The 24130-nt window shown below is 42.4% G+C and carries 16 protein-coding genes; 11 read left to right on the top strand and 5 right to left on the bottom strand.

Translation table 11 applies throughout. The features are described 5' to 3' along the window. Positions 1-115: 115 nt before the first annotated feature. Positions 116-1663, top strand: coding sequence for a DUF3369 domain-containing protein (locus CCZ37_RS18050; protein ID WP_094501894.1), 1548 nt, complete (start codon positions 116-118; stop codon positions 1661-1663). A 31-nt stretch (positions 1664-1694) separates the two neighbouring features. Continuing rightward, positions 1695-2453: an ABC transporter substrate-binding protein gene (locus CCZ37_RS18045; protein WP_094501892.1), complete on the top strand. Its 759-nt coding sequence runs from the start codon at positions 1695-1697 to the stop codon at positions 2451-2453. A 39-nt stretch (positions 2454-2492) separates the two neighbouring features. Here CCZ37_RS18045 and CCZ37_RS18040 read toward each other — a convergent pair whose 3' ends face one another. Then, on the bottom strand, positions 2493-4445 hold the full coding sequence (locus CCZ37_RS18040; RefSeq protein WP_167372455.1) for a PAS domain-containing sensor histidine kinase: 1953 nt from the start codon (positions 4443-4445) through the stop codon (positions 2493-2495). Between the two features lie 289 nt (positions 4446-4734). After that, positions 4735-5940, bottom strand: a complete 1206-nt coding sequence (gene emrD, locus CCZ37_RS18035; protein WP_094501888.1) for a multidrug efflux MFS transporter EmrD — start codon at positions 5938-5940, stop codon at positions 4735-4737. 345 nt (positions 5941-6285) lie between these two features. On the opposite strand from emrD, the gene CCZ37_RS18030 reads away from it, so the two are divergent. Further along, positions 6286-6543: a hypothetical protein gene (locus CCZ37_RS18030; protein WP_017045096.1), complete on the top strand. Its 258-nt coding sequence runs from the start codon at positions 6286-6288 to the stop codon at positions 6541-6543. 107 nt (positions 6544-6650) lie between these two features. Continuing rightward, positions 6651-8003, top strand: a complete 1353-nt coding sequence (gene yegD, locus CCZ37_RS18025) for a molecular chaperone (RefSeq protein WP_094501886.1) — start codon at positions 6651-6653, stop codon at positions 8001-8003. A gap of 261 nt (positions 8004-8264) precedes the next feature. Here yegD and CCZ37_RS18020 read toward each other — a convergent pair whose 3' ends face one another. Continuing rightward, on the bottom strand, positions 8265-9515 hold the full coding sequence (locus tag CCZ37_RS18020; RefSeq protein WP_094501884.1) for an SGNH/GDSL hydrolase family protein: 1251 nt from the start codon (positions 9513-9515) through the stop codon (positions 8265-8267). 544 nt (positions 9516-10059) lie between these two features. Here CCZ37_RS18020 and CCZ37_RS18015 point away from each other — a divergent pair. The 3 genes from CCZ37_RS18015 (at position 10060) to CCZ37_RS18005 (ending at position 14423) form a co-directional block, all read left to right on the top strand. Further along, positions 10060-12282 (top strand): leukocidin family pore-forming toxin, encoded by a 2223-nt coding sequence (locus tag CCZ37_RS18015; protein WP_094501882.1) that lies wholly within the window; start codon positions 10060-10062, stop codon positions 12280-12282. A 269-nt stretch (positions 12283-12551) separates the two neighbouring features. Further along, positions 12552-13493 (top strand): lipase family alpha/beta hydrolase, encoded by a 942-nt coding sequence (locus CCZ37_RS18010; RefSeq protein WP_094501880.1) that lies wholly within the window; start codon positions 12552-12554, stop codon positions 13491-13493. A gap of 69 nt (positions 13494-13562) precedes the next feature. Then, on the top strand, positions 13563-14423 hold the full coding sequence (locus CCZ37_RS18005) for a lipase secretion chaperone (RefSeq protein WP_094501878.1): 861 nt from the start codon (positions 13563-13565) through the stop codon (positions 14421-14423). A gap of 73 nt (positions 14424-14496) precedes the next feature. Here CCZ37_RS18005 and CCZ37_RS18000 read toward each other — a convergent pair whose 3' ends face one another. Together CCZ37_RS18000 and CCZ37_RS17995 are read right to left on the bottom strand one after the other, a co-directional pair. After that, positions 14497-17253, bottom strand: a complete 2757-nt coding sequence (locus CCZ37_RS18000) for an immune inhibitor A domain-containing protein (protein ID WP_094501876.1) — start codon at positions 17251-17253, stop codon at positions 14497-14499. A 195-nt stretch (positions 17254-17448) separates the two neighbouring features. Then, positions 17449-17694 (bottom strand): hypothetical protein, encoded by a 246-nt coding sequence (locus CCZ37_RS17995; RefSeq protein ID WP_094501874.1) that lies wholly within the window; start codon positions 17692-17694, stop codon positions 17449-17451. A gap of 504 nt (positions 17695-18198) precedes the next feature. Between CCZ37_RS17995 and CCZ37_RS17990 the strand changes: the two genes are divergently transcribed. The 4 genes from CCZ37_RS17990 (at position 18199) to CCZ37_RS17975 (ending at position 24128) form a co-directional block, all read left to right on the top strand. Continuing rightward, a complete protein-coding gene (locus CCZ37_RS17990) occupies positions 18199-18960 on the top strand; it encodes a class II glutamine amidotransferase (protein ID WP_094501872.1) in 762 nt (253 codons plus the stop codon). Positions 18961-19149: 189 nt separating this feature from the next. Next, entirely contained in the window at positions 19150-21591 is a 2442-nt protein-coding gene (locus CCZ37_RS17985) for a M9 family metallopeptidase (protein WP_422641344.1), read from the top strand. Positions 21592-21830: 239 nt separating this feature from the next. Beyond that, positions 21831-23021 carry a DUF3103 domain-containing protein gene (locus CCZ37_RS17980; RefSeq protein ID WP_094501868.1) on the top strand — a complete coding sequence of 397 codons (1191 nt, stop codon included), beginning with the start codon at positions 21831-21833 and terminating at the stop codon, positions 23019-23021. Between the two features lie 195 nt (positions 23022-23216). Next, positions 23217-24128: a siderophore ABC transporter substrate-binding protein gene (locus CCZ37_RS17975; RefSeq protein WP_208613951.1), complete on the top strand. Its 912-nt coding sequence runs from the start codon at positions 23217-23219 to the stop codon at positions 24126-24128. Positions 24129-24130: the final 2 nt, after the last annotated feature.

Raw genomic sequence — 24130 nt, 5'->3', positions numbered from 1 at the left:
ATCGATTTCAAAAACTAATAGATTCATCAGATTAATTAAGATTCTAGCCAAGCAACAAAGTGGTTATGTGCTAAACCTATAAGAGTAGGAATTGATTAATACAGAGAGATAGGCAATGGATCTGTTTGCGGATTATCGACAAGAAGAGCAACCTAATGATCAGAAATCTCATGAACTTAAGGTTGAAAATAAGCCATGGCAAGTATTGCTAGTCGATGATGATGAGCAGATGCACCAGATCACTCGTTTAGCGCTAAGAGGGTTTTCATTTCAAGGGCGGCCACTAGAGCTACTGTCTGCTATGTCTGGTCTTGAAGCCAGAGAAGTGATGAGTACTAAGCCTGATATAGCTTTAGCGCTCGTTGATGTTGTCATGGAGACAGAACACGCGGGGTTGAATTTAGTTAGGTATATCCGTGAAGAGTGTAAGAATAGAATCATTCGTTTGGTATTGCGTACCGGACAAGCAGGGCAAGCCCCGGAAGATAAGGTCATCCAAGAGTATGAAATTGATGACTATAAAGAGAAAACAGAACTCACCACACAAAAACTCAGAACCCTGCTCTATTCGATGCTGCGTTCTTATCGGGACCTCTGTTTGATAGAAGAGCAAAAAGAGGGGCTTAAACGCGTGATTGAAGCCTCAGCGAAGGTACAAAATACTACAACCTTACAAACCTATGCTGAATCTGTACTGAGCCAGCTCACGTCTTTACTTAAACTCCATGCATCAGCATTTTATTGTATTGTTCAGCCTAAGTCTGAAGGTGAAGGTTCGTGCGCTTTAACGTTGGCGGCGATTGGAGGATTTGTCGATTGTTATTCTGACTGTGATTTCTCCCGCTTACCTTCGGAAGTGGCTAAGCGCTGCCAGCTTGCACTGCAAACCCAAATGTCACATAGCTATGATGATGCTTCTGTGCTGTATATGATGGATAGCCGTGGCGTAGAGAATTTACTCTATATTAATTTGCTTGAGCTCTTATCTGAAAACGACGAACGTTTGCTTGAAATCTATATGTACAACATAGGATTAACTTTTGAAAACTTAAATTTACAGCTTGATCTACGCGAAACATCGAAAGAGCTTGTTTATAACTTAGCGAATGCAGTGGAAGCCAGAAGTAAAGAAACAGGTGCACACGTACAGCGTGTTTCACTAATTGCTGAAAAACTGGCCGAGCTGTGTGGCTTGCCCGAGCAGGAGATGTACATGATAAAAAATGGTTCACCACTGCATGATGTAGGTAAAGTCGCAATACCGGATAGTATTTTGCATAAACCAGGTAAGTTAACGGCTGATGAATGGGAAATCATGAAAAAGCACGTTGACTGTGGTGTCGAAATACTGAGTAAATCCAATCGTCCACTGATTGTGAAAGCAAAAGAAATTGCAGGTAGTCATCATGAAAAATGGGATGGCAGCGGTTATCCCAATGGATTGGCTGGCGAGCAGATACCCATCAGTGGTCGTATCACCGCGTTAGCGGATGTGTTTGATGCTTTAGGATCTAAACGTAGTTATAAAGAGCCTTGGTCGGAAGATGATATTAAAAATGAATTAATTAGCCAAAATGGTAAACATTTTGACCCGACTTTAGTTACTTTGTTGATTGATAATTGGGAGTATTTTATCGCTATTCGTGAACAGTATCCTGATTAAGTTTATTTACTTATTAACTATAGGTGTTGTTATGAGTGTTTTAATGGATTGCAATCGATTTTTTATATATGCATCATTTATTTTCTTTCCTATTTTATTTTCTATTAATGCAGAAGAAAAAGAACAATCTAGGAATGAAATTATTGCCCATTTGGGTGAAATTCCTGGGTTGATTAATGCTGATGGTACTGGGCCTTTTGTTGATTTAGTACGACGTATTGATGTAATTGATCCTAATGTAAATATTATTATTCATGTTTATCCACTCCATCGTGCTATCTATGGTGTTGTGAATGGTCAAGCTGATTTTGCTTTGCCAGCGGTTAGAGTGGATGATCAGGATGACAAACTGGCTTACCGGTTTAGTAGTCGTTCTTTTGGTTTAGTCGCCTCTGTTCTTTACACTAATAAGGATAAACCATTTAGCGTCGATCAGCTTTGGGCGAACCCTAATCATTATATAATCGAAGCATTTCCTGATGATATGCCTTTTCCAGTGATGCGTTCTAATAGTATCAATACATCATTACTTAAACTATCTTCTGGTCGTATTGATGGATTTGTTTGGGCACAAGAAGAAGCCGACATTGCTCTAAGAAGTCTAAACCTGACAAATATTTATCGCCAGCATTTTTATGACCATGAGGATGTGTTTATCATTCCCAAAGGGCCTAAAGGTGATTGGATTGATGATTATTTAACAAGAATGATTGATAAACTTAAAGAGAGTGGTGAGTTGCAAATACTCTATGATGCTATTCACCTTCCTTACGATGATTGGCAACCTTGACCCTTTTACTTTCTATCTATTATTACTTTCTATCCATTATTACTGCACATTTATTGCAGCATCATTATTAACAAGTTCAAGGGCCTTAGGCAGGGTAAAAACGTAATGAACACCTTGGCCAACATTAGAACTAAAATCTAGTTTTCCTTGTAGTTTTTGAGTCGCTAGATTAAAGACAAGATTCAAACCAAGCCCTGATCCGCCACGGCCTCTTTTGCTGGTAAAAAAGGGTTCAAAGATTTTATGGTGCAGTTTTGGTTCGACGCCACAGCCATTATCTTTATATTCTAAGAGAATATTCTGCCCTTCTTGTCGGAATGTAATGATTATTATCGGATTTTTTTCCTCACTGAAAGCATGGTTAACGCTATTCATGACTAAGTTCGAGACAATTTGAGTGAGGACGCCTGGTAAGCTATTCATTGTGAGCCCGACATCTCCCTCTAGTTGTGGGATGACTGGAATTTTCCTAGTTTCCGGATGTAGGCTAGCAATCAACGCGCTTAATACTTGGTGGATCGAGAATTGACTGCGACTCTCAGATACCTGATCGACCGCTGTTTGTTTAAAGTCTCGGATCAGTTTGGCAGCACGATTTAAGTTGCTCTCAAGCATAGTGTTGGTTTCATTCATTCTCTGCATCAATTCAGAAAACTGCTGGCTTGTAAGCGTTTGATTGGCGAAGGCGGTATTTAGCTCTTGTGTGACCTCAATTATCACCGAACTTGCGGTCACCGCGATGCCTAATGGCGTATTGACTTCATGCGCGACCCCCGCGACTAAACCACCTAAAGCCGCTAATTTCTCAGATTCAATCAACTGTGTTTGCGTGGCTTTTAATTCTTCTATGCTATTTTCCAAATCACGAGTTCGCTCTGTGACTTGACGCTCTAAGTTTTGGTTGAGTTTTTGTAGTTCAAGCTGAGCCAGTTTTAGCTCGGTGATATTAATGGCTGTGCCCCGTAACCCGAGAAACATATCCTCCTCATACCGTGCTACCGCTTGAAACATCAAATAATGCTTACAATCATTGATGATAATCGTCTCTTCACACATTGAAAACGAGCAGTGTTTAGTAATGGATTGGAGTAATTTCTTCATATCTCTCAGTGAGTCAATCTCTGAAAGTAGTGGCTTGCTATTTTCACTGATCTCTAAAGCTTGACGCATGGGTTCGGAAGTGTAAATCAACCTATCAGAACTATCCGTCTCCCATAACCAGTCTGATGAGACCTCCGTAAAATCGGCTAATCGTTCTTGTTCAAGTTTTATATTACTGTACAACGTAGTTACATTTCCGGTAATTTTATTAGTCTCATCGGCCAGCCAAGTGAGTTCATCGTTATGCCCCATAATCCATTTCTTATGGGGAAGTTTTAGTGGTTTTGGTGGATGGCGAGGGTTGTATTTGCGTAAGTATTGAGCAATGGCGAAGACTCGTCGGTTTACGCTCTCATGGAAAATCATCAAAATAGCGTAACAAATAAAGGCAGTCTTAATCGAGTTCACAACCAATATCAGTAGAAACTGCTTGATTAAGTAGTTGTAGATTTCTTGGGCATTAGACTCAACGTAGAGCTCACCAATCTGCTCTTTGGCTTGCGTTTTTGGGTTGATATAAAGCATGGGATAACGGTGTGCGACTAATTGCCCCGTCACTTTTTCTCCGGCACTGAATTGATAACCGCCAGACGTGATTTCCAAATAATCAATTTTAGGCAAATTGACTAAGCCATCTAAGCGCTGTTGAAGTGCTACCAGATCATAATTCCATAAAGAAGCGGCAAGCAGTTCGGCATGAACGAATTCTATTTCGTGATGACGTTGAGCCACATCATCGAACTCTCTGTCATAGTCGAAATACGTTTGTGCTAACGTTGTCATCATTGTTACAGCGCCACTCAAGATGATGAGGAAAAAAATGATCCTGCGACCAATACGACTCGATAGTGGGTTATCAATGCTTTCATTAAATGTTCGGCTTTTGTTCATCCTGCTTCTCATTTTTTTGAGTGATAATTTGAGTATAGATGCCACATGGGAAGTGTGAATGACATCTTATTGACTACACTTAAAAAATAGTCGAGTCATTGGCGGCAGTTCATGCGTTGGATATGGATATTATTTCTTGTAAGTACACCTGAAGAGTTGACTAAAATTGATAGGCTTTGTTTGGATGATGATATTGAGTTTTTGAATCCTGTGTTACGTCTAAAATAAAAAAAGCAAATAAAAAAGCAGAGAGGCGGTGGCCTGTCTGCTTTTTCTTCATTACAGTTTATTAAACAGCCAATGGCATTTCATTTGATGGGTCATGTTTACTGTAAACACGAATCAAACCAACCACAGCAAACACAGACATCAACAGCATCAATGCGCCAAGTGGCATCTGATCATGAGCTGGAAACGCTGAGGCCAAAAGGGTGGCTAAACCAGCCCCAAGGTTTTGCATACCGCCTAACACAGCACCCCCTGTTCCTGCATGGTAAGGCAGTGGTGTTAACGCTCCAGTGGTGGCTGCGGGGAATAGAATGCCCGCACCGAGAAAATAGACGGTGGCGCCACCGATTAAGGTCAATGCGCTGGTTTGTCCCAACACTCCAGGAACAAACACCACCAATGAGCCCAATGCTATCGCTACCAACCCCACATACAAGGCGCTTTTTTCGTTGAAGTTCAACGCAATCACACTCGATAGCGCCGCACCAACTAAATAACCTGGGATCGGTAAGACAAACAATAAGCTGACGGTGGTGGCAGGCAGTTGCAAAACGCCACCAAGTAATACACCTGCAGCGGCTTCAAACACCGCGACGCCAGAGAAAGTCGCCACGAGACAAATTAAATACCCTTGGAAACGTTTGTCACTCAGCACATAGCGATAGCTGTTTACAACCGATTCGTGTCTGCGAGCCGCTTTAGGCAATGTTTCTACCATACTCGTCATCATAGTGATCACCACGGCAATCGCGAATAGGGATAAAAATAAGTAACTAGAGCGCCAGCCAAAACTTTCTGTTAAGTACCCACCAAGAACAGGAGCAATGAGTGGCGAAAAAATAACGCACATGCTGATAAGGCTATTGGCCTTATGCAATTCTGCTCCTGAAAAACAGTCTCGGGTAAGGGTTCGAGACATTGCGCCACCACACCCAATGCCAAGCCCTTGAATAAAACTACCAACCAAAAACCAATCGTATTGGTGAGCAAATAATGCGAGTAGTGATCCTGCAATATAAATCAGCAACCCAGCGATAATAATCGGTTTGCGTCCTAGACGGTCTGACAATGGACCATAGACAAATTGTGATAGTCCATAAGGGATTAAATAACATGCCATGACCGCCTGCAGTGATGCAGGAGAAACTAAAAATTCTCCCGCCATATGGCCAATGGACGGGACGTACATCGTTTGTGTCATTTGGCCGACAGCGGTCAAAATCGCAATTAAAAATGTGAGTTTCACTAACGGAAACGATGCGGACATGGTCTATCTCCTGCACAATAGTGCAACTACGAAATATAATTAATATGAATAATGAAACTAATGGCCAGCGTTAAAAGTATCGCTCTTTCGGCGCGAGATATTAGTGAGGCTAGGCGCTTTTATCAATCTAAAAGTGTGAAGTTGAGCAAGATAAAAATCTATGATTTGAATTAGAAAAACTAATCATTATTCGGGTGGTTAAAGAGAAATGAAAGACGGTTCCAATGCCTGTGTTGAGTATGGCTCTTGGTGTCTGATAATGTACCTAGTTTTTCTATTGCTTTTGTGCTGAACAGTGACTAATATTTAATGCAAATGAGAATTAATATCATAAAGGTGTAATTAATGATGTTACCTTTACTTGCTGCATTATTATTTATAGTGGGACTTGGCAAAAAGTTGTCGGTTCCAAATTCGTGGCTCTTCTACTATGCACTTTCTGTTGTATTGTTAAGCTGGCTATTCAGTATGAACCCCATTTTTGTCCTGATCCCGTTGTTTATCTTGTCACCTTGTCTTATCCACTATCGACATATCAAGGTGATTAAAATGGCTTATGTGGGCTGCCTGCTGCTGTCTTTTTTCGTCTCTTGGCTTGTGTAAACCAATCCATGTTTTTTCTCGCCAGACAGTCCAAGTCGCTTGGGGATAGTATTTGTGAAAATCATAAGGTAGGATCGCCGGCCTTTTTCTGATGCTAGGAGGTAGCGATGTTTATTGGTTTTGACTATGGAACGGCGAACTGTTCTGTCGCGATGATGCAAGATGGGCAGCCAACATTGTTACCCATAGAAGGTAAAAGCCACTACATTCCTTCGACAATATGCGCCCCGACGCGAGAGTCCATTTCTGAGCATCTGTTCCGTCATCATAATATTACGCCAAGCGATAAAATTGGTGAGCAAGTACTTCGCCGCGCGATCAATGTGAATCGCGAAGAGAGTATTGAACTTGCCGCGCAAGACATTGCCTTTGGCCAAGCGGCGCTTGATCTCTATCTGCAGGATCCGCGCGATATTTATTACGTTAAATCCCCTAAATCATTTCTAGGTGCGGCAGGTTTACGTGATGTGCAGGTCAGTTTTTTCGAAGACTTGGTGTGCGCCATGATGGTCAATATTAAGCACAATGCAGAGCAGCACCTTCAGCGCACCATCCAAGATACTGTGATTGGTCGTCCTATTAACTTTCATGGCCGAGGTGGTGAAGAGGCCAATCGACAAGCGGAATCTATTTTACAACGTGCGGCGAAACGCGCCGGTTTTCAGCACATCAGTTTTCAGTTTGAACCCGTTGCGGCGGGCTTAGAATATGAAGCGACTCTGGTGCAAGATCAAACCGTACTGGTGGTTGATATCGGTGGTGGAACCACCGACTGTTCATTGCTAAAAATGGGGCCGAGTTGGCGAGGGCGTGACGACCGTACCGCGAGTTTGCTTGCGCATAGTGGCCAACGGGTCGGAGGCAATGATCTTGATATCTATATTGCTTTCAAACAGTTGATGTCTTCTTTTGGATTAGGAAGTAAAGCCATTTCTGGCATTGATATGCCGATCACACAGTTTTGGAACCCGATTGCAATTAACAACGTGGAAGCGCAACGCGACTTCTATGCTCAGCAAAATTTAGCTGCATTGAAGTTGCTGCACAAAGAGGCGCAGCAACCAGAAAAGCTGGCGCGTTTGCTGAAAGTCTATTTTGAGACGCTCGGCTATCAAATTGTACGCCGTGCAGAAGAGGCAAAAATTGCTCTATCTGATCTTACACAATGTCAGGTGGTGCTCGATCTTCTTTCTGAGCAGATCGAAGTGCAAATTGAGCGAGAGCAAATGATCTACGCCATCGAATCCCCTAAAGCGAAAATGGTGGAATTGGTCAAAGAAGCCGTTGAGCAAGGCGGTGTAAAGCCGGATGTTATCTTTATGACGGGCGGATCTGCTCGTTCTCCAATATTACGCCAAGCGGTAGAGCAGCAACTGCCCCACGTACCCGTTGTCAGCGGTAACTACTTTGGTTCAGTGACTGCTGGTTTGGCTCGTTGGGCAGAGATTTGCTATCGCTGATATGAGCGTTTAGCGCTTCGTTTTTGATGTGTTTGATGTGCTTCGTTTTTAATGTATGGGTGGTCGGTAATGTTGCGAATGATCGTGTTTCATTAAAACATTACTGGCAACCCATCCCGCGCTGACGAGCGCATGCAAATTCGCCACCCACGCACAAATCCTAAACACTGCCCACCTCGCCATGCGTCAAGTGAAAGCCGCTACCGCGATGCCTATTTGAGTCTAGAGACAGCACTTTGCGTGCTGTCTCTAAGGTCAGGCTTATTTAAATTGAAATGACGCGAGTGAGTTTTTACTGATTTCATCGGCAATTAATTTATGAATCGCAGTGGTAGGGTGCGTGACGCCCCAAAATACATATTTGTCAGAGCTATGGTAAGCGCAATCATTGGTTAAGCTATGACGGTATAAGTAATCTAAAGCTGAATTGCGATTGATGTTGAGGCATGCATCGGTCGCATTTTCAAAGCCGTATTGCTGTGGATTGGCGGTGAGATTTTCAAACAAGCTATGGGCGTCAAACAAGATGATATTTATTCCTTGCATGCGGTAGTACAGTGCTTGCTGCTGAATAAACGCATTAAAGGCGGTGATTTTTGCGCTGACTTTCTCGATCTCTTCCGCTGTTGAATATTTAAACTGCGGTGCTTTAGTGGCATCGGGCAGGGTGAGTAGAATAATATTTTTAGCTCCCGAATCGACAAGACGAATCATTGCTCGGCTAAAATCGGCTTTGACTTCATAGACTTCATGGTTGTAATTCATAAAGTCATTTAAGCCAAATCCTAGGGTAAAGAGCGTATTTTCTGGCTGATAGTGTTTGGCCATTGTCATGTAATTTAGGTAAGAGCGGACTTGATCGTTCACACCCTTCAGCGCGATATATTGATTACGTCCTGCTGCACCACCAATCGCCCAGTTATATACAGGTAAATCGTACATTTTTGCTAAATACTCTGTCCACACAAAACCGTTGGAAAAGTGTCCTAAAAACCAAGAGTTAGGGTTGGGAAATTTCCATTGTGACGCATTAAATATATTGCCTGTATCCGAAAGGCTATCACCTATGGTCACCATTTTATTAATGACGGGTTCGGCATTTTTTTTATCGTTAGTCCAAATCGAATGATTGTATGAGAACCGATTGTCTGCTGCGAAATAAGTAATATCGGCCGAATCGTGGCTGACGCCGAGCGTCTCTTCACAACGCTGTTTTATTTCATGCTGTGAGGTATCGGTATAAAACATATTTTTAAAGCGTACAGAAGACCACCAGTACCCATAGATTCTGTAGTCGTTTCCTTCTTCATCTAATGCCCATTCCCAGTCCGTTGCTGGGTCATCATGATTGCCAGCAGGTCGATACCAACAGCGTACATAAGTGTAGGTTTGCCGATTTTGTGCACTCATTACGTCATAAGCGGTGACTGGTTCTGAGGTGGTATCCGTATTTTCTGCAACCGCCATGGAGAGTGGCAATATTGCGGTAATCAATAATGTCATTAGTTTCATATTTTCTTCTTCTTCTTCTTATTGGTTTAGGCACATATCCATTAAAGGATAAGTGCGAAAGTGAAATTAACTAACTGGTCAGACCTATTTTGGATTTATGGTGTTAAGCGTCAATCAATAAGGGGATCCTTTTAATTAAATTTGGCAATAAATTCAAAATATTAATAACTTTCTTTATAGGAGCTAGCACCTTCCAGAGGGGTGTTAATAAATACTAATTTAGCTTAGGCATATTAAGCCTTATCTTTATTATTTCATTCTAATGTTCATTGATGATAGCTTTATAAAATTATCAACAATATAAAAGCTCGTCAATCAGTATAAAAAGTAATCTAGATTATTGTGATTTCAAGTCAAATTAACATTTTTTTTACTTCTCAATCCTTATTGATAGATGTATTGCTATTCACTAGTGACCATTCTAATGGGAATAAGACGAACAGCTTTATATCACTAACTTCGAATCTAGACGTGTATGAAAAATAAAATAATGGGTTTTATTAAGATAAATAAAACCTGAAATAATAAATGCTTAGAGGTTTATATGTTAATAAACAAAAGAAAAGCACTTAGCGCTATTGCTATTCTGTCATGCTTGGTATGGAACACCGCTCAAGCTGATATGCATCAGCCACAAGGTTTAGCCATTGAAATGTTCAGTGAGCTTCAGGATAACAGCCAAATCAACTACTTCAATGCAAGCTACTGGCTACAAGAAGCCGTTGAACCCCCGACACTAATGCAGATCCGTGACGATGTACTGAACCAACATATGCGCTATTTTGTCGATTTCAGTACGATTGAAGGTGACTCGCAAAAGACAGAGGCGAAAGCCCTGCTCAGGAAAAAATTGGGCTTAGCGTTTGCCAGTGACTTTTTGATCATCAGTGAACACAAAGGAGAATTGTTGTTCACACCGTTAGATGACGAGAATGATCCCAACATTAGTCTATTGGAAGCCGCTCAAATTACCCATTCTCGCCAGCGCCGTAGTACGGCTAGCATGGTGTCAAATAGTGGTTCAGAAACGAACTCTTTGCCACACGTTGCCTTTTATTTGAATGTCAATCGGCCTATTACTGATAATGAATGTACGTTTAAGAACTCGCATCTTTGGGATCGAGGTACGCGAGTGTTTTGCGATAACCCTAATATCTCGTTGATTTATCGAGTTAATTTAGAGCGTTCATTACAATATGGCACGATTGGTTCTGCGACGCCGGACGCGAAAATTGTTCGCATCAGCTTAGATGATGATACAACGGGTGCGGGAATTCATCTCAATGATCGTCTTGATTATCGTCAATCGGGTGCTGATTACACGACATTAGATGCTTATTTCCGAGACTGGTCGACCGATGCCATCGCTCAAGACTACCAATTTGTATTTAACTCTTCGAACAACAAAGCACAGATTTTAAAAACGTTCCCGAGAGAAAATCTCAATGCAGAGTATGAAGTTAAAGAGATATCTGGCTTCCAATTGGGCGTTAGTGGCGGGGTTGAGGTTAGTGCTGATGGACCGAAAGGAAAGTTAGAAGCCAATGCTAGTTACAACCAAAGCCGTTGGTTAACCTTTAAAACGCATGATTATCGGGTTGAACGTAGTACCAAGAACGCGCAAAACGTCAGCTTCAAATGGAATCGTAGCCAGTATGCGACCGCGGAATCGATGTTAAATCGCTCAACGGATGCGCTGTGGGTCAATACTTATCCCGTGGATACCAACCGCATTAACCCGATTGGTTACGCAAGCTTTGTACCGAAAATGGATGTGATCTATAAAGCGGCTCCTGATGCGACTGGCACAACAGAGTTCACCATTGATTCTTCGGTCAATATTCGTCCCATTTATAACGGTGCTTATAAGCATTATTATGTGGTAGGTGCGCATCAGTCCTACCATGGTTTTGAAAATGCGACGCGTCGCAGAGTGAGCAAAAGTGCTAGCTTCACTGTCGATTGGGAGCACCCAGTATTCACAGGTGGTCGTCCAGTGAATTTGCAATTGGGCAGCTTTAATAATCGTTGCGTCGATGTGGCTGATGATGGCGCGCTCTCTGCTTCAAGCTGTGATGAAACCAAAAACTCACAATCTTTTATTTATGATCAGTTAGGTCGCTATGTGAGTGCAAATGACATCCACCAATGTTTGGATGGACAATCGCTGGGTCAATTACAAACCTGTAACTCAAGTTTAAGTCAGCGTTGGGAATGGATAGAAAACAGCGATAAGCTGAGTAATGTTTTCTCTCATGAGTTGCTTGGCCATGATAAAACAAGCGGTAAGTTAGGTTTGTATGCTGATGGCAATGAGCAGGTAAGTGTGCGCACCATTACCGCTTACACCAACGTATTTCATTCAGATAGTGAATCGGCCGTATTTGGATTTACATCGGGTTCATTGGCATTACAAGATGTTGGTCAATCGGGAATACTGTATATTCGCCATGGCGCTGCGATTGATGCGATTGGTACGCAAGCCAATGCGATGCAAGGTGGCGGAAGTGGCAGTTTGACAGAAATTGATCTGAAACGCGTGACACAAATAACCGTGACTTCGGGTGAGTTTAAGTACGGCGGTAACCATTTACTCCGTATGGCTTTTAAGCTTGATGATGGTTCAACTAAAATTGTGGGGTCAAAAAACTTCGCAATCAGCACCCACGATGAAGTGTTTGAGTTGCCAGCCGGATCGGCAATTAGGCAAGTCAAGGTGTGGTCTGAAGGCTGGTTAGCCGATGGTATTCAATTTATTTTAAAATAGCGCGATCCGTTAATAATTTAGTAGTAAAGAGCACTCATTCTTTTGGCTTGGTTAGCTAAAACGTGAGTGCTCTTTTTTGTTAATGCAATGTTAAATTTATCTGTTGTTTTTTTCGATTCATTCACGAAGCTGACAAGCCGCCATGAAATGAATGCGTTTTCTTCTACAGTTAGAGTGCTCCTCAGAGGTCTAATCTCTGGTGTGGTGAGGGTAGAAATAGCCGTATATCGCACTAAAAGCCAGAGCACTACAATAAGAAGGAATTTACTTTGAAAAGAACGATTATTATTGCTGCTTTTTGTCTGCTGAGTACCACGGCGCTGGCGGCAACCAGCACTGTGGGGTTAAGTAAGACAGGCTATACCCAAACCCAGTATCCTATTGTTTTGGTTCATGGCTTATTTGGTTTTGATACCCTGGCCGGAGTCGATTATTTCTACGGCATCCCACAATCACTGACGAAAGATGGTGCAAAGGTCTACGTGGCTCAAGTCTCCGCAACCAACAGCTCGGAGCTGAGAGGTGAACAACTATTGCAACAAGTGGAGTCACTTTTAGCCGCCACGGGCGCTCAAAAAGTGAATCTGATTGGTCATAGTCATGGGGCCCCAACCGCTCGTTATGTTGCATCGGTCCGGCCCGATCTTGTGGCGTCCGTGACTAGTATTGGTGGCGCGAATAAAGGCTCAATCGTTGCAGATTTAGTGCGTGGGCATATTAAAGAGGGCTCCATTTCTGAAGCGATTGCCGTCAAAATGGCGCAAGGTCTGGCGGGTTTGATTGGCCTTCTTTCTGGGGGAAGTAACCTAGATCAAGATCCTTTAGCCTCCTTAGAAGCCTTAACTACCCAAGGTTCGCTAACGTTTAATCAACACTACCCGGAAGGCGTTCCAAGCAGTGAATGTGGTGATGGTGAATTACTGGCTGGCAATGGTGTTTATTACTATTCGTGGACAGGGTCTGCGACCTTTACCAACCTCCTTGACCCAACCGATGCTGCGATGATGTTGACTGGGCTTGTCTTTAATGGTCCTAATGATGGTTTAGTGGGGGTGTGCAGCGCACATTTAGGCAAAGTGATCCGCGATGATTACCAAATGAACCACTTAGATGAAGTTAACGGCTTGCTTGGGATACACCACCTTTTTGAAACTGACCCCGTTACCTTGTATCGCCAGCACGCTAATCGATTGAAGCTTCAAGGTTTATAGTTTCGAGGTTTATAGTTTCGAGGTTTATAGTTTCAAGTTTTGTAACATCAAACTTTATAAGGATTGGCTATGAAAAAGCCCGCACTATTTGGTTTTATCGTGATCATCTTGGGGAGCATCGGTGCGGTGCTTTTTCTGCAAAAGTCAGTATTACCACAGAGCGCGTTACAAACGTCATCTCAACAAGATACGCAGATAGACAGTGCATCGAGTCTTGATTTAATTCACTATTTTATCTCCACATTAGGAGAGAGCTCATTGGCTGAGGTTGAGCAGCGCATCGCGCAATATGCTGAGCAGGATGAAGGTATTGTTATCGACCCAATGCTTTTTGAGCAATTTATTCAATATAAACAGGCGCTAACCTCGTTAGAGGCTAATTCTTCCATCGCCAATCTCGATCTTTCTACTTTAGCTGGGATCAATCAGCAGTTACTGAAAATACAAAGTCAATTTTTTAACGTTGATCAGCAAAGTATGTTGTTTGGTGAAGAGAATGCGTTACGAAATTTAGCCTTAGAAAAGCTGCGCATTAAAGCTCAAGCAGTGGATTCATATGATGAGCAGCAGCAGTGGCAAACGCTATTAGCGCAGCAGCCAGAATACATTCAGCGCAGTGAACGCAATGTACAATTACTGCCAACGCTCAACGCCAGTCGCCATTTGTCCACGCAAGAGCAATACTTAGCTTGGAACGAGTTGGTTGGCGAAAAAGGAGCACAGCGGTTAACGCAGCTTAGTGAGCAGCGAGAGCAGTTTTCTCAGCATCTCGAAAACTATCTACAACAGCGTTCGGCAGTGCTTGAAAATACGCGCTTGAGCCAAGATGAAAAAAGTCAGCAAATTACGCAACTGCGTACCCAAACGTTTGAGGCCAAACAACTCAAACGCGTCGAGGCGTTAGAAAGGTTACGCGATCAATTGCTTTGATTCTGTTTATCCAATAAAGAAGAGCGCGACCGAAGTCGCGCTCAAGTTTTCTAAGAGAAAATAGAATAGGCGGTTACAAATTCACCTCGATGATTTTAGTCACAATGGCCCCTTTGTCGTCCATCACTTTGATTTTTACTTCATGTTTTCCATAGCTTGGGAAAATGGCGCTGAAAAATTTACCACGTTTTATTTTTCCATTCGGTAGTGTCCATTCGGTATCGACAATACGCCCATCACTATCGCTGCTGGTCGACCACATGGTTACCCAGCGTCCCAGGTGGACATACTCAGCACTGGCTTGCGGTAATGCATTTGGCACTTCAACCTGTATTGTGCGCGTTGTGGTGTTGGTTGCGCTTTTATCATCGGTGACGGTTAGGCTTACGGTGTATTGCCCTGCCTGAGTATAATTCCAGCTTGGAGCTATTTCGTTGCTCATTTGTCCGTTACCAAAATCCCATGCGTAACTGACTAGCTCTCCATCTTCATCATGGCTGTAGTTGAGAGCGGTGACAGATAAACCGTCGGTTTTTAGCTCAAAGTTAGCGATAGGGGCTTGGTTTTGTTCGTTGACTTTTGATAAGCGAATTACGGCGTACTCATTGTCTTGACCTTGGTTGAGGATGTCGATCATCAAGCCAAATTCCGTTAACTTACGCCCAGCATCTGGCACTAATGGCGAGCTGTAATCTGCGCCATCATAAAAATTACCATTAGCGATTAAGCTTGTGTCTTCAAGTACATTACCATCGGCAGCGACTAAACGAAGAGGGGTTTGATCGCGCAGTGAGAAAGTAGCATCTCGCACTTGGAAGCGCGTTTGTGCGGCTTCACCGGTTTTTGACCAAACCAATGCGTTTTGATCCGCATCGACGACACCTAACCAACCTTCACCTGGATGTTTGCCTACCCAGTTATCCGCGTAAGATTTATCCACATACCACACCAGCAGACCGGGTTCGAAGGTCATGAGTTGACCCATACGTTTAATATTGGCTAAACCTTGGTCAACGTCATTGTGACTACGCCATTGGAGCAGATAATAATGTGCGGCTTCATGGAAGCCATCGTTGGTGGTGTAACCCTTAAAGGTAAAGGTGGATATTCCCTCTGCATCATCAATGAGGGTTTGCTGTCCATCGACTTCTAGCTGTAAGTTATCAAGGTACAAACCTTCCATAGCTAAGCCGCCATCGGTGACATAGTCAAAACTGAGAGTCACTTCTTGGCCGGCCCATTGGGAGACGTCAAATATCGCATCGACCCAACCGTTTGACTGACCAGCAATAGCAGGTACAAGCCCAGTACTGTACGGGTCATCCATGGTGGTGATGTTACCTGCAATCGCTTTGCCATTGATCAGTACGCGCGCAAAGTCGTAGTCTTTTTCAATCTGATACCATGCTTTGAAATTCAGCGTGGCTTGTTCACCTGTAGGGATAGACAGTTTACGAGACATGCTATTTTTCAGGTCATCACCCTTATTTGAATAAAAAGCAAACGACCCTAGATAGGGTGGTACCCCTTCGATACGTTTCATTGGTAAATCAACTTTTACCATATTAGGTCGTGCATTATCCGTGGTTTGGAAAAGGGTGAATACGCGAGGATTTTTCTCTAACTCTGCAATCGAAATGTGATCATCATTGATCCAACGTCCACCGATCGCTTTTTGTAAGAACTGTTTAGACCAAGAGCTGAATGCAGTGGGTTGTGTTCCGCCAATTTCCCCAGCCCAACTGCCAGAAGACATGATAGACCAATAGGAAACTGGCTCACCTTTACCTGTATATTGGGTATCGTATTCGTCAGGTAAACCTAAGTCGTGGCCATACTCGTGCGCGCACACTCCAGCGGCCGCATCAATGGGTTGTATGGTGTAATCAAATGCAGCATATTGGCCGTTAAAGCGATCTGGAAGCGCGCTTTTTGTCCCTTTCAGCACATGATATTGGCCCAAGTTATAGCGATGTGACCAGATAGCATCAGCTCCTAGAGCACCGCCGCCTGCTTCCTCACCAACAGATGAGTGGAATATCATCAAGTGATCAATTACGCCGTCTGGCTCGCGGAAGTTGCCATTACCGTTGTAGTCGTAGCGATCTTCGATATCGTAATCGGCAAGGTTAATACTAGGGTCTTGTGCTAGTTGGTTCAGTGCTTCACGTACCAATTCACGTACATTAATATCATTGCTATTTATTTCAGAATTGCCGCCATAATACGCTGCATTTTTTGAAGCGCGATACCAACCTGCGGCTTGTCCAGCCACACTATAGCTTTGCCCAGATTCACTTTCATAGTACTGACGCATCGAGATGAAATTTTCTCCATTAGGACCGACATAACCTGTATTGGAGAAGAGCAGATCTTGATAGTGTGATGGATTGTAGCTGGCATAGAGCATTTCAGTGTGCTCTTTGGTCAGGCGGTTATCGTTCCAAGGTAAATCGGGAAAATCTATTAAAAGCGCTAACACCTTATCGGTACGTTTGGTGCTGATATCGAGAGCAAAAACGCTGGCTTTTTGTTGGCCTTTTTGTTTTTCAATCGTCTTTAATACCCGTGCGCGTTGCTCAAGAGCTTGCTTATCAAACTGCGCATCGCCGTGGAAGCCTGATTTGATTTTCTGCTCCAAATAACGATCCAAGGCATCGCGCTTGATTGCATCGGTAGCATTGGTATCCACAACACCGTTACGCACTAACATTTCAATGAGTTTATCTTCATTGACCACTCCTAAATCAATTGGGGTGTGCGCATAAGTATTGACGCTAAATAGTGTTACCATTGCTGACGCAAGCAATGTTTTTCTTATGTTTTTCATCTGCTTTCCTTATTTTTCTTTCTGTATTTATGGTATTAACAATTTCACTGAACGGATTTACATACGACGGAACGCTATAGAGAATAGATGGCTTTTGTCACCATAAAATAGAATTTATGAATGCAATTAATGGCTGGTATATTCTTATCTAGGCAAGTTTTCTGAGTATTATTCAGTGAAGATTGAACGGGTGATTTAGTCACTCTTTGGCGGAGAGATACACGCTTCTTCTTGATGAGTTGTCGAATTGAGAGACTTTTCTTTGTGGTGTTTTTTTTGTAAATAAAGAGTGAGTGCTTGCTGTTGCTGCTCTGATGTCAGCCCTTCACATATCACACCTCGTTTGATTAATGAGGCGAGCAAACGTTCATCATCAACTGAAGATTGAGCAAGGCTAATTGATGAGTAACTAATTAATAAAAAATAAATTAAATGTTTCACAGTATATCCATATAATGTGTGAATTATTTGTAACAATCTATATATCAGTTATACACATAGCAAGTGTAAATAATGGTTATTTCCAAATGCCATCATATTTTAAACACAAACGGTTAACATTTGGTTTGTTTTTAATTGATAAATATGTTGGCTCTTTATTCTTAAATTTAGAATTAATAATTGATGGATTTGTCTTTTATTTTTAATGATGAAGATGAAATTGTTTGGATAAATAAAGTCATAGGTTCGAATTCAATCGAAAGTGAATTTTTATTAAAAACTAACAATGACTAATAATAGGTTTCGTATTTTTAATAATATGAATCCCCCTAAAATGTGATCTTAGAACAATAAATAATTCACCAATTAAGCTGCATTTAGAGTGATTAATTCGTGGTGTTGGTGAGCTAAGTGGCCAAGGTATCGTTGCTTGGACACCTTGCAGCCGTTGAGCAAACATGCTTTATTGAAATCAGTGACTGATTATTTTGGAATGTTTGCATTATGTGCCGCTGGCTCGCCTACCAAGGAACTCCTATCTACCTCGATCAACTGGTTTATCAACCGGAACACTCTCTCGTGCACCAAAGTTTAGAAGCGCGTAAAGCGGTCACCCGTGTCAATGCTGATGGGTTTGGATTGGGTTGGTATACCGAACGAACTACCCCCGGGCAGTTTCATGAGGTCTTACCCGCTTGGGGAGATGAAAACCTGCGATCCTTAACGCATCACATACGTTCTCACCGTTTTATGGCGCATGTGCGTTCGTCCACCGGAACGCAGGTTTCCCGTTCTAACTGTCATCCGTTTATTTTGGATAACTGGATGTTTTTACATAACGGGCAAATTGGTGAGTTTGAAAAAGTGAAATTCGCCTTAGAACGGCAGTTACCGGAATCGCTATACGTCAAACGTGTTGGAACAACAGATAGTGAATTGATTTTTTTATTGATGATGAGTAATGGGTTACACCGTCAGCCAGTACACGCCATTACGACCACGATTGATCAAATTGCACAGGCTTTGGCGGAGAAACAGATAGAGACACCTTTTAAAGCTTCGATTTGTATCTCTGATGGGCAAGATTTTTGGTTAGTGCGTTATAGCTCTGATGGTCATCCGCCGACCGTGTTTAGTAAAAGCGAAGGCGATAATATGGTGGTTGCGTCAGAACCCCTTGACAGTGAAAGTGGTTGGCAAATGATTGAGCCGCAAACCATTACTCATGTGATTGGTACTCAATGTACTGTGTATCCTATTACTTAGTTAGTGGTGGAAAAAATTAGTAATGCATTGATATTTAATATCCATTGGTTAATCGATTGCTCTCACATTAGGCTGATTCTTTTTTGAAGTAAGGTCTTGGTTTCTATGCGCCATGTTTCATCTAATGAATCTGGCGCTGGTATAAGTCGCAGCTCATTTATTAATATAATTTATAGAGTTGTAACTATGATGACATTTCCTGTCCCATTTATTCAATCCCCAAGCCTTAAACCTAACGCTTTACTATTGGCATTATCGCTAGCGGGGTTACCATCTCTTTCTTATGCATCAAATGCCTGCCAGTTTAATGATATCACGCAAGCACAAGAGCCTATTTTAGCGATTAAAAATGCACAACCTGCCTGTTATAACTCGTGGTTTTATACCGATAGTAATGCCATCTTGGGTCTATACAGTGAAAATAGTATAGACAGCATTAACCGAGCGCTGGCGTTAGAGATTTCGCAATATAAAGGGACGGAAGCACAAGCCAAGTCTATCGCTAACTTAGGGGAGTTTATCCGTGCCGCGTATTATGTGCGCTATGGTGTAAAACAAGATTTTGGTGATTATTCGGACCAATTGAGTAATGCTATTGCGGATACGATTAACCAGTTTATGTTATCGCCTTATAGTTTGAGCTTAGGTCGTGAACAAGTGGCGGCCATGTCGAGCTTAACGTTAATGGTCGATAACGTGAAACGCCTACCTTTAACGATGGCGAATTTCATCGTGTTATTGGATGCCTTTAGCCCACAAACGGCGCAAGATGTGCAGTTTGTTGATGGTTTAAATAATTTGTTCCGCTCAATGAGCGGGCATACCTCACGTGATGATTTTTATCAACATATTGAAGCCCATCCAGAATATTTGGAGACACTGTATCGTTTTGCCACTGAACATGATTGGGCGTTAGGAACTGATGCCGATTTCATTTTGTACAATGCGGTGCGTGAAACAGGGCGCTTACTGGTTAGCCCTTACCCAAACACCAAAACCCGAGTTATTGCGATTTTAGAAAAAGTATTGGAACGTTACCCGCTGGGTGGACGTAGCGATAAACTCTGGATTGCTGCGGTTGAAATGCTTTCTTACTACGCCCCTGAGACATTGGAAACGCTTAATTTAACGCAAGCTAAGCAGCAACTTGAACAGCGTATCATGCCAAATCGCCATCAATGCGATGGGCCTGCTATTATCCGCTCACAAAGCTTAACATCCCAACAAGCAGAGCAAGCGTGTCAGGTGTTGAATAAGAAAGAAGCCGATTTCCATACCGTGGTAAATACTGGTTTCACGCCCGTGGCCGATGATCTCAATCAACAAGTGGAAGTGGTGGTATTTGATAGCAACGAAAGTTATGTCAGTTATTCCAACTTCTTGTTTGGCAATACTACCAACAACGGCGGGCAATACCTTGAAGGCAACCCGGCCGATGCCAACAACACCGCGCGCTTTGTTGCTTATCGATATGCGCAGGATGAGGCGTTATCTATTCTCAATTTAGAGCATGAATATGTGCATTATTTGGACGGACGTTACAATCAGTACGGTTCGTTTTCTCTCAATTTAAGTGAAGGCCATATCGTGTGGTGGTTGGAAGGCTTCGCTGAATACATGCACTATAAAAAAGGCTACCAAGCGGCGGTAGACTTAATTGCTGAGAAAAAACTGAGCCTCACGCAAGTGCTGGGCACTACTTATCAAAATGACACCAATCAAATTTATCGCTGGGGCTATTTAGCGGTTCGTTTTATGTTGGAAAATCATCCAAATGAAGTGGATCAATTACTAGCGTTATCACGTAGTGGCGATTTCAAAGCGTGGGCTGAGCAAGTCAAACGGATTGGCAAAAGCCTAGACAGCGAATTTTCAACTTGGTTAGACACTTTGACAACGGGCAGTGGTAATCCAGAAGATCCGACTGTGCCGCCAATTCAACCAGAAGACACGATGAATTATTTAGCGTTAGGGCAGAGTGTTACCTTGTCGGGTGAGCAGTACAGTGAACAACTCTATTATATTGATGTTCCAGATAATGTCAGTGAATTGTCGATTAATATCAGCGGTGATGGTGATGCTGACCTTTATTTAAGTTACGAAAAAATTGCGCATTATTATGATTATCAGATAACAAATTTTGAACTGCATAGTAATGAAACGATTGCGCTAGAAAAACAAGCCAATGGTACCGTTTTACCGGGTCGCTATTATTTTAGTATTACGGGCAGAGAAGCTTACCAGCGTGTTGAATTAAATACGAAAGTAAGTTACGCCATTACCGATAATACGCAAAAACCAAGCGATGATTTAGCACCTGTTGTTCTCGAAAATCGTCAGCCAATGATCTTGGATATTCATCAGACTCGCTATGCGGCAATTTATGTGCCTGAAGGAATGAATACAGTCAAAGTGTGGCTCCAACCAGTTGACCAAACCTCAGTACACAACGTCGATCTTTATGCTGCAAGCGAGAACTGGCCTACATTGATTCATTTTGATCAAGTATCTAAGCGCGCCGATAGCTATGAGTATATCGAACTGCCAGTGACACAAGCGGGTTATGTCCATTTGATGCTTAATGCACAGCAAGCCAATAGTCAAGTCGAGCTCTATGCAACTTATGAATAATGAATGAATAAAAAGAAGTGTTTTTGCACTTCTTTTTATTAAAATCATATAATTAGCCAGTAAAACAATAGCTATATTAACATTGTTTAATTTAATGTTTACTTAATGATAATTTGATCTTGTTGGAAGAATATAAATTAACACTCTATTTATTTCTTGAAAGAATAGCATTCGGTGATATTGTATTTTCATATAGAGCTATTACTCCATGTTGTAATTAAAAATATTAAGGGTTCATTATGAGATATATAACACCCGTTTCATTACTGCTTGTGGCCACTATTATGGGGTGCAACTCTGAAGAAGCGACAACTAATAGCAATAGCACCAGCCAATCCAATGCTGATGTGATTGCACAGCAAAAAAGAGCGTTAGCGCTGCAACTGAGTGAAAGCTACGCCAAGCTTGAAACCACACTTAAAACTGAAATCAATGCGCAAAACCTATCCATTTCTGTTTCCACTTTGTTTGAAGAGCAGCCTGATTCCGATTTTAGTCAACAGATGGTTGTAGCAGACGCGCAAATTCGTTCAATGAAAGGCATTGAGGATTTTACAGAGCAATTGCTGCAACTGCGTATTGCTGATGCGTCAATGATTAAAGAGTGGCAAGAAGGGCAAAGCCCATTGTTTGCTTTTGAGCCCAAAGGTAATGATGCGTCTTGGCAATATATTGAAGCGTTTGATGTGTACGGACAGGTGCATCAACTGGATGTATATCAAATGCCGGATGTACCCGTTTTCGTGGTTGATAGTAACAGTGAAGTAGAATTGCGTGCAGGCTTACAAGCAATGCGTGCACAGATGAACGCATTGGGTCAATCGACCACACTGAGTACAGTCGAAAGTGGTGGCGTGGCTACTCATCAAGCGATGACACGTAGCAGTGACGAGAGTGCTGAGGCTATTTCAACGACTGTATTGAAAAAAATTCGTTTAGCCGATGACAAAGAACCGTGGATTTCAGGAAAAGCGGAAATCTATGCAATTGTTACAGGCGTAAATCCCAGTCGAAATGAACCAACTATTGATTTAGTCGAAATGCCTTATTTGGATTACGACAAGCAAGATTACTTCCCCAACCAAGTAATGATCCAATGGCCTCGTTACCGTTGGGGGGCAGCGGATCTTATTTTGATGGAACAAGATAGCGGTACTGACTATAAAGAGTTGGCGAAACTGTTGGTCAAAGCTGCGGCAGAAGTCCTCAAGTTGATCCCAGATCCAGAAATGCAAGCCTATGCCGTTATTCCACAAATCACAGGTAAGATCATTGACATTATTCCAAATAGCCTCCTGGTCAATGATGACGATTTTGTCGATGTCTTTTATACCTTGATGCAAGACACCAGCTATGTTGACCATCCAGGAGCGAGCGGTAACGCGGTGGTGACTTTTGAACCTTTAACGATTAACCCGACACGCCCATAACATTTATCTCATCCTAGAAAGCGAGCGCGAATTTCTTGTTAGTGCTCGCTTTTTCATCACTCCTGCTGCTTCTGATCATCATAATTGATTTTGATGTGAATAGGGTTGCTCGAACGGCGGTCAACGATTATATTACCCGAACTTAATGCGAATGCTTATCAAAATCTGTCGCAGTTATTTTGAATGGGAACCTATATGAAATCGTTGTTTAGTTTGGCAGCACTTGGCTTGCTTACCTCTTTTACTCTCAGTGCTAAAACAGTTTCTGTGGATCATCAACTCGGTACCACGACGATCGAGCAAAATCCGCAACGTGTGGTTATCATTGGTTTAGGTGCGTTAGATACGTTAGATCGCTTTGGTATTGAACCTGTCGCGGTATCGAAAGTGACTGAACTGCCGAATTATTTAGCGAAGTACAACAGCGATAAATACGCACCTGCCGGTTCTTTATTTGAGCCTGATTTCGAAACCATTTATATGCAAAAACCGGATGTGATTGTGATTGGGCCGCGCGCCGCAACCAGTTATGACGAGCTATCTAAGATTGCACCAACTATCGTTTTTGCAGCCGATGCAAGCCAAGGTTACTGGCGGAGTACACAGCAGCAGTGGCGTAATCTAGGCAAAGTATTTGCGATTGAAGATCAAGTGGAAGCTAAAATTGAAGAGTTAGATAAGCAGTTTCAAGCACTTCGTAGCTTTAATCAGAACAACCAAATCGATGCGCTCACAGTGATGAGCTCTGGCGGTAACATTACCGCTTTCGGGCCTGAATCACGTTTCTCGGCGGTGTATAAAGATTTTGGATTCAAAACGACCGTCGATAGCATCAAAGCGACACGCCATGGCGATCTAATCTCTTATGAATTTATTCGCGAACATGATCCTAAAACCTTATTGATCATTGATCGTGATACGTTGGTCAACAAAGGGCAAAGTCACACTCGCCAAGAGTTTGAAAATGACCTGATCAAAGCGACTGCGGCCTACAAAAATAAAAGTATGGCGTTTTTAGACCTTAATGCTTGGTACCTCTCCATTTCGGGTGTCACCGCTACAGAGCAGATGATCAGCGACGTTAGAAATGCTGTACACATTCAATAATT

The organism is Vibrio qinghaiensis (genome assembly GCF_002257545.1).
Taxonomy (GTDB): domain Bacteria; phylum Pseudomonadota; class Gammaproteobacteria; order Enterobacterales; family Vibrionaceae; genus Vibrio; species Vibrio ordalii.
This window is presented reverse-complemented; position numbering and strand designations above follow the sequence as displayed.

Coding starts and splice junctions, on each gene's coding strand:
- CCZ37_RS18050 (WP_094501894.1), top strand. CDS start 116: ATGGATCTGTTTGCGGATTATCGACAAGAAGAGCAACCTAATGATCAG.
- CCZ37_RS18045 (WP_094501892.1), top strand. CDS start 1,695: ATGAGTGTTTTAATGGATTGCAATCGATTTTTTATATATGCATCATTT.
- CCZ37_RS18040 (WP_167372455.1), bottom strand. CDS start 4,445: ATGAACAAAAGCCGAACATTTAATGAAAGCATTGATAACCCACTATCG.
- emrD (WP_094501888.1), bottom strand. CDS start 5,940: ATGTCCGCATCGTTTCCGTTAGTGAAACTCACATTTTTAATTGCGATT.
- CCZ37_RS18030 (WP_017045096.1), top strand. CDS start 6,286: ATGATGTTACCTTTACTTGCTGCATTATTATTTATAGTGGGACTTGGC.
- yegD (WP_094501886.1), top strand. CDS start 6,651: ATGTTTATTGGTTTTGACTATGGAACGGCGAACTGTTCTGTCGCGATG.
- CCZ37_RS18020 (WP_094501884.1), bottom strand. CDS start 9,515: ATGAAACTAATGACATTATTGATTACCGCAATATTGCCACTCTCCATG.
- CCZ37_RS18015 (WP_094501882.1), top strand. CDS start 10,060: ATGTTAATAAACAAAAGAAAAGCACTTAGCGCTATTGCTATTCTGTCA.
- CCZ37_RS18005 (WP_094501878.1), top strand. CDS start 13,563: ATGAAAAAGCCCGCACTATTTGGTTTTATCGTGATCATCTTGGGGAGC.
- CCZ37_RS18000 (WP_094501876.1), bottom strand. CDS start 17,253: ATGAAAAACATAAGAAAAACATTGCTTGCGTCAGCAATGGTAACACTA.
- CCZ37_RS17990 (WP_094501872.1), top strand. CDS start 18,199: ATGTGCCGCTGGCTCGCCTACCAAGGAACTCCTATCTACCTCGATCAA.
- CCZ37_RS17985 (WP_422641344.1), top strand. CDS start 19,150: ATGACATTTCCTGTCCCATTTATTCAATCCCCAAGCCTTAAACCTAAC.
- CCZ37_RS17980 (WP_094501868.1), top strand. CDS start 21,831: ATGAGATATATAACACCCGTTTCATTACTGCTTGTGGCCACTATTATG.
- CCZ37_RS17975 (WP_208613951.1), top strand. CDS start 23,217: ATGAAATCGTTGTTTAGTTTGGCAGCACTTGGCTTGCTTACCTCTTTT.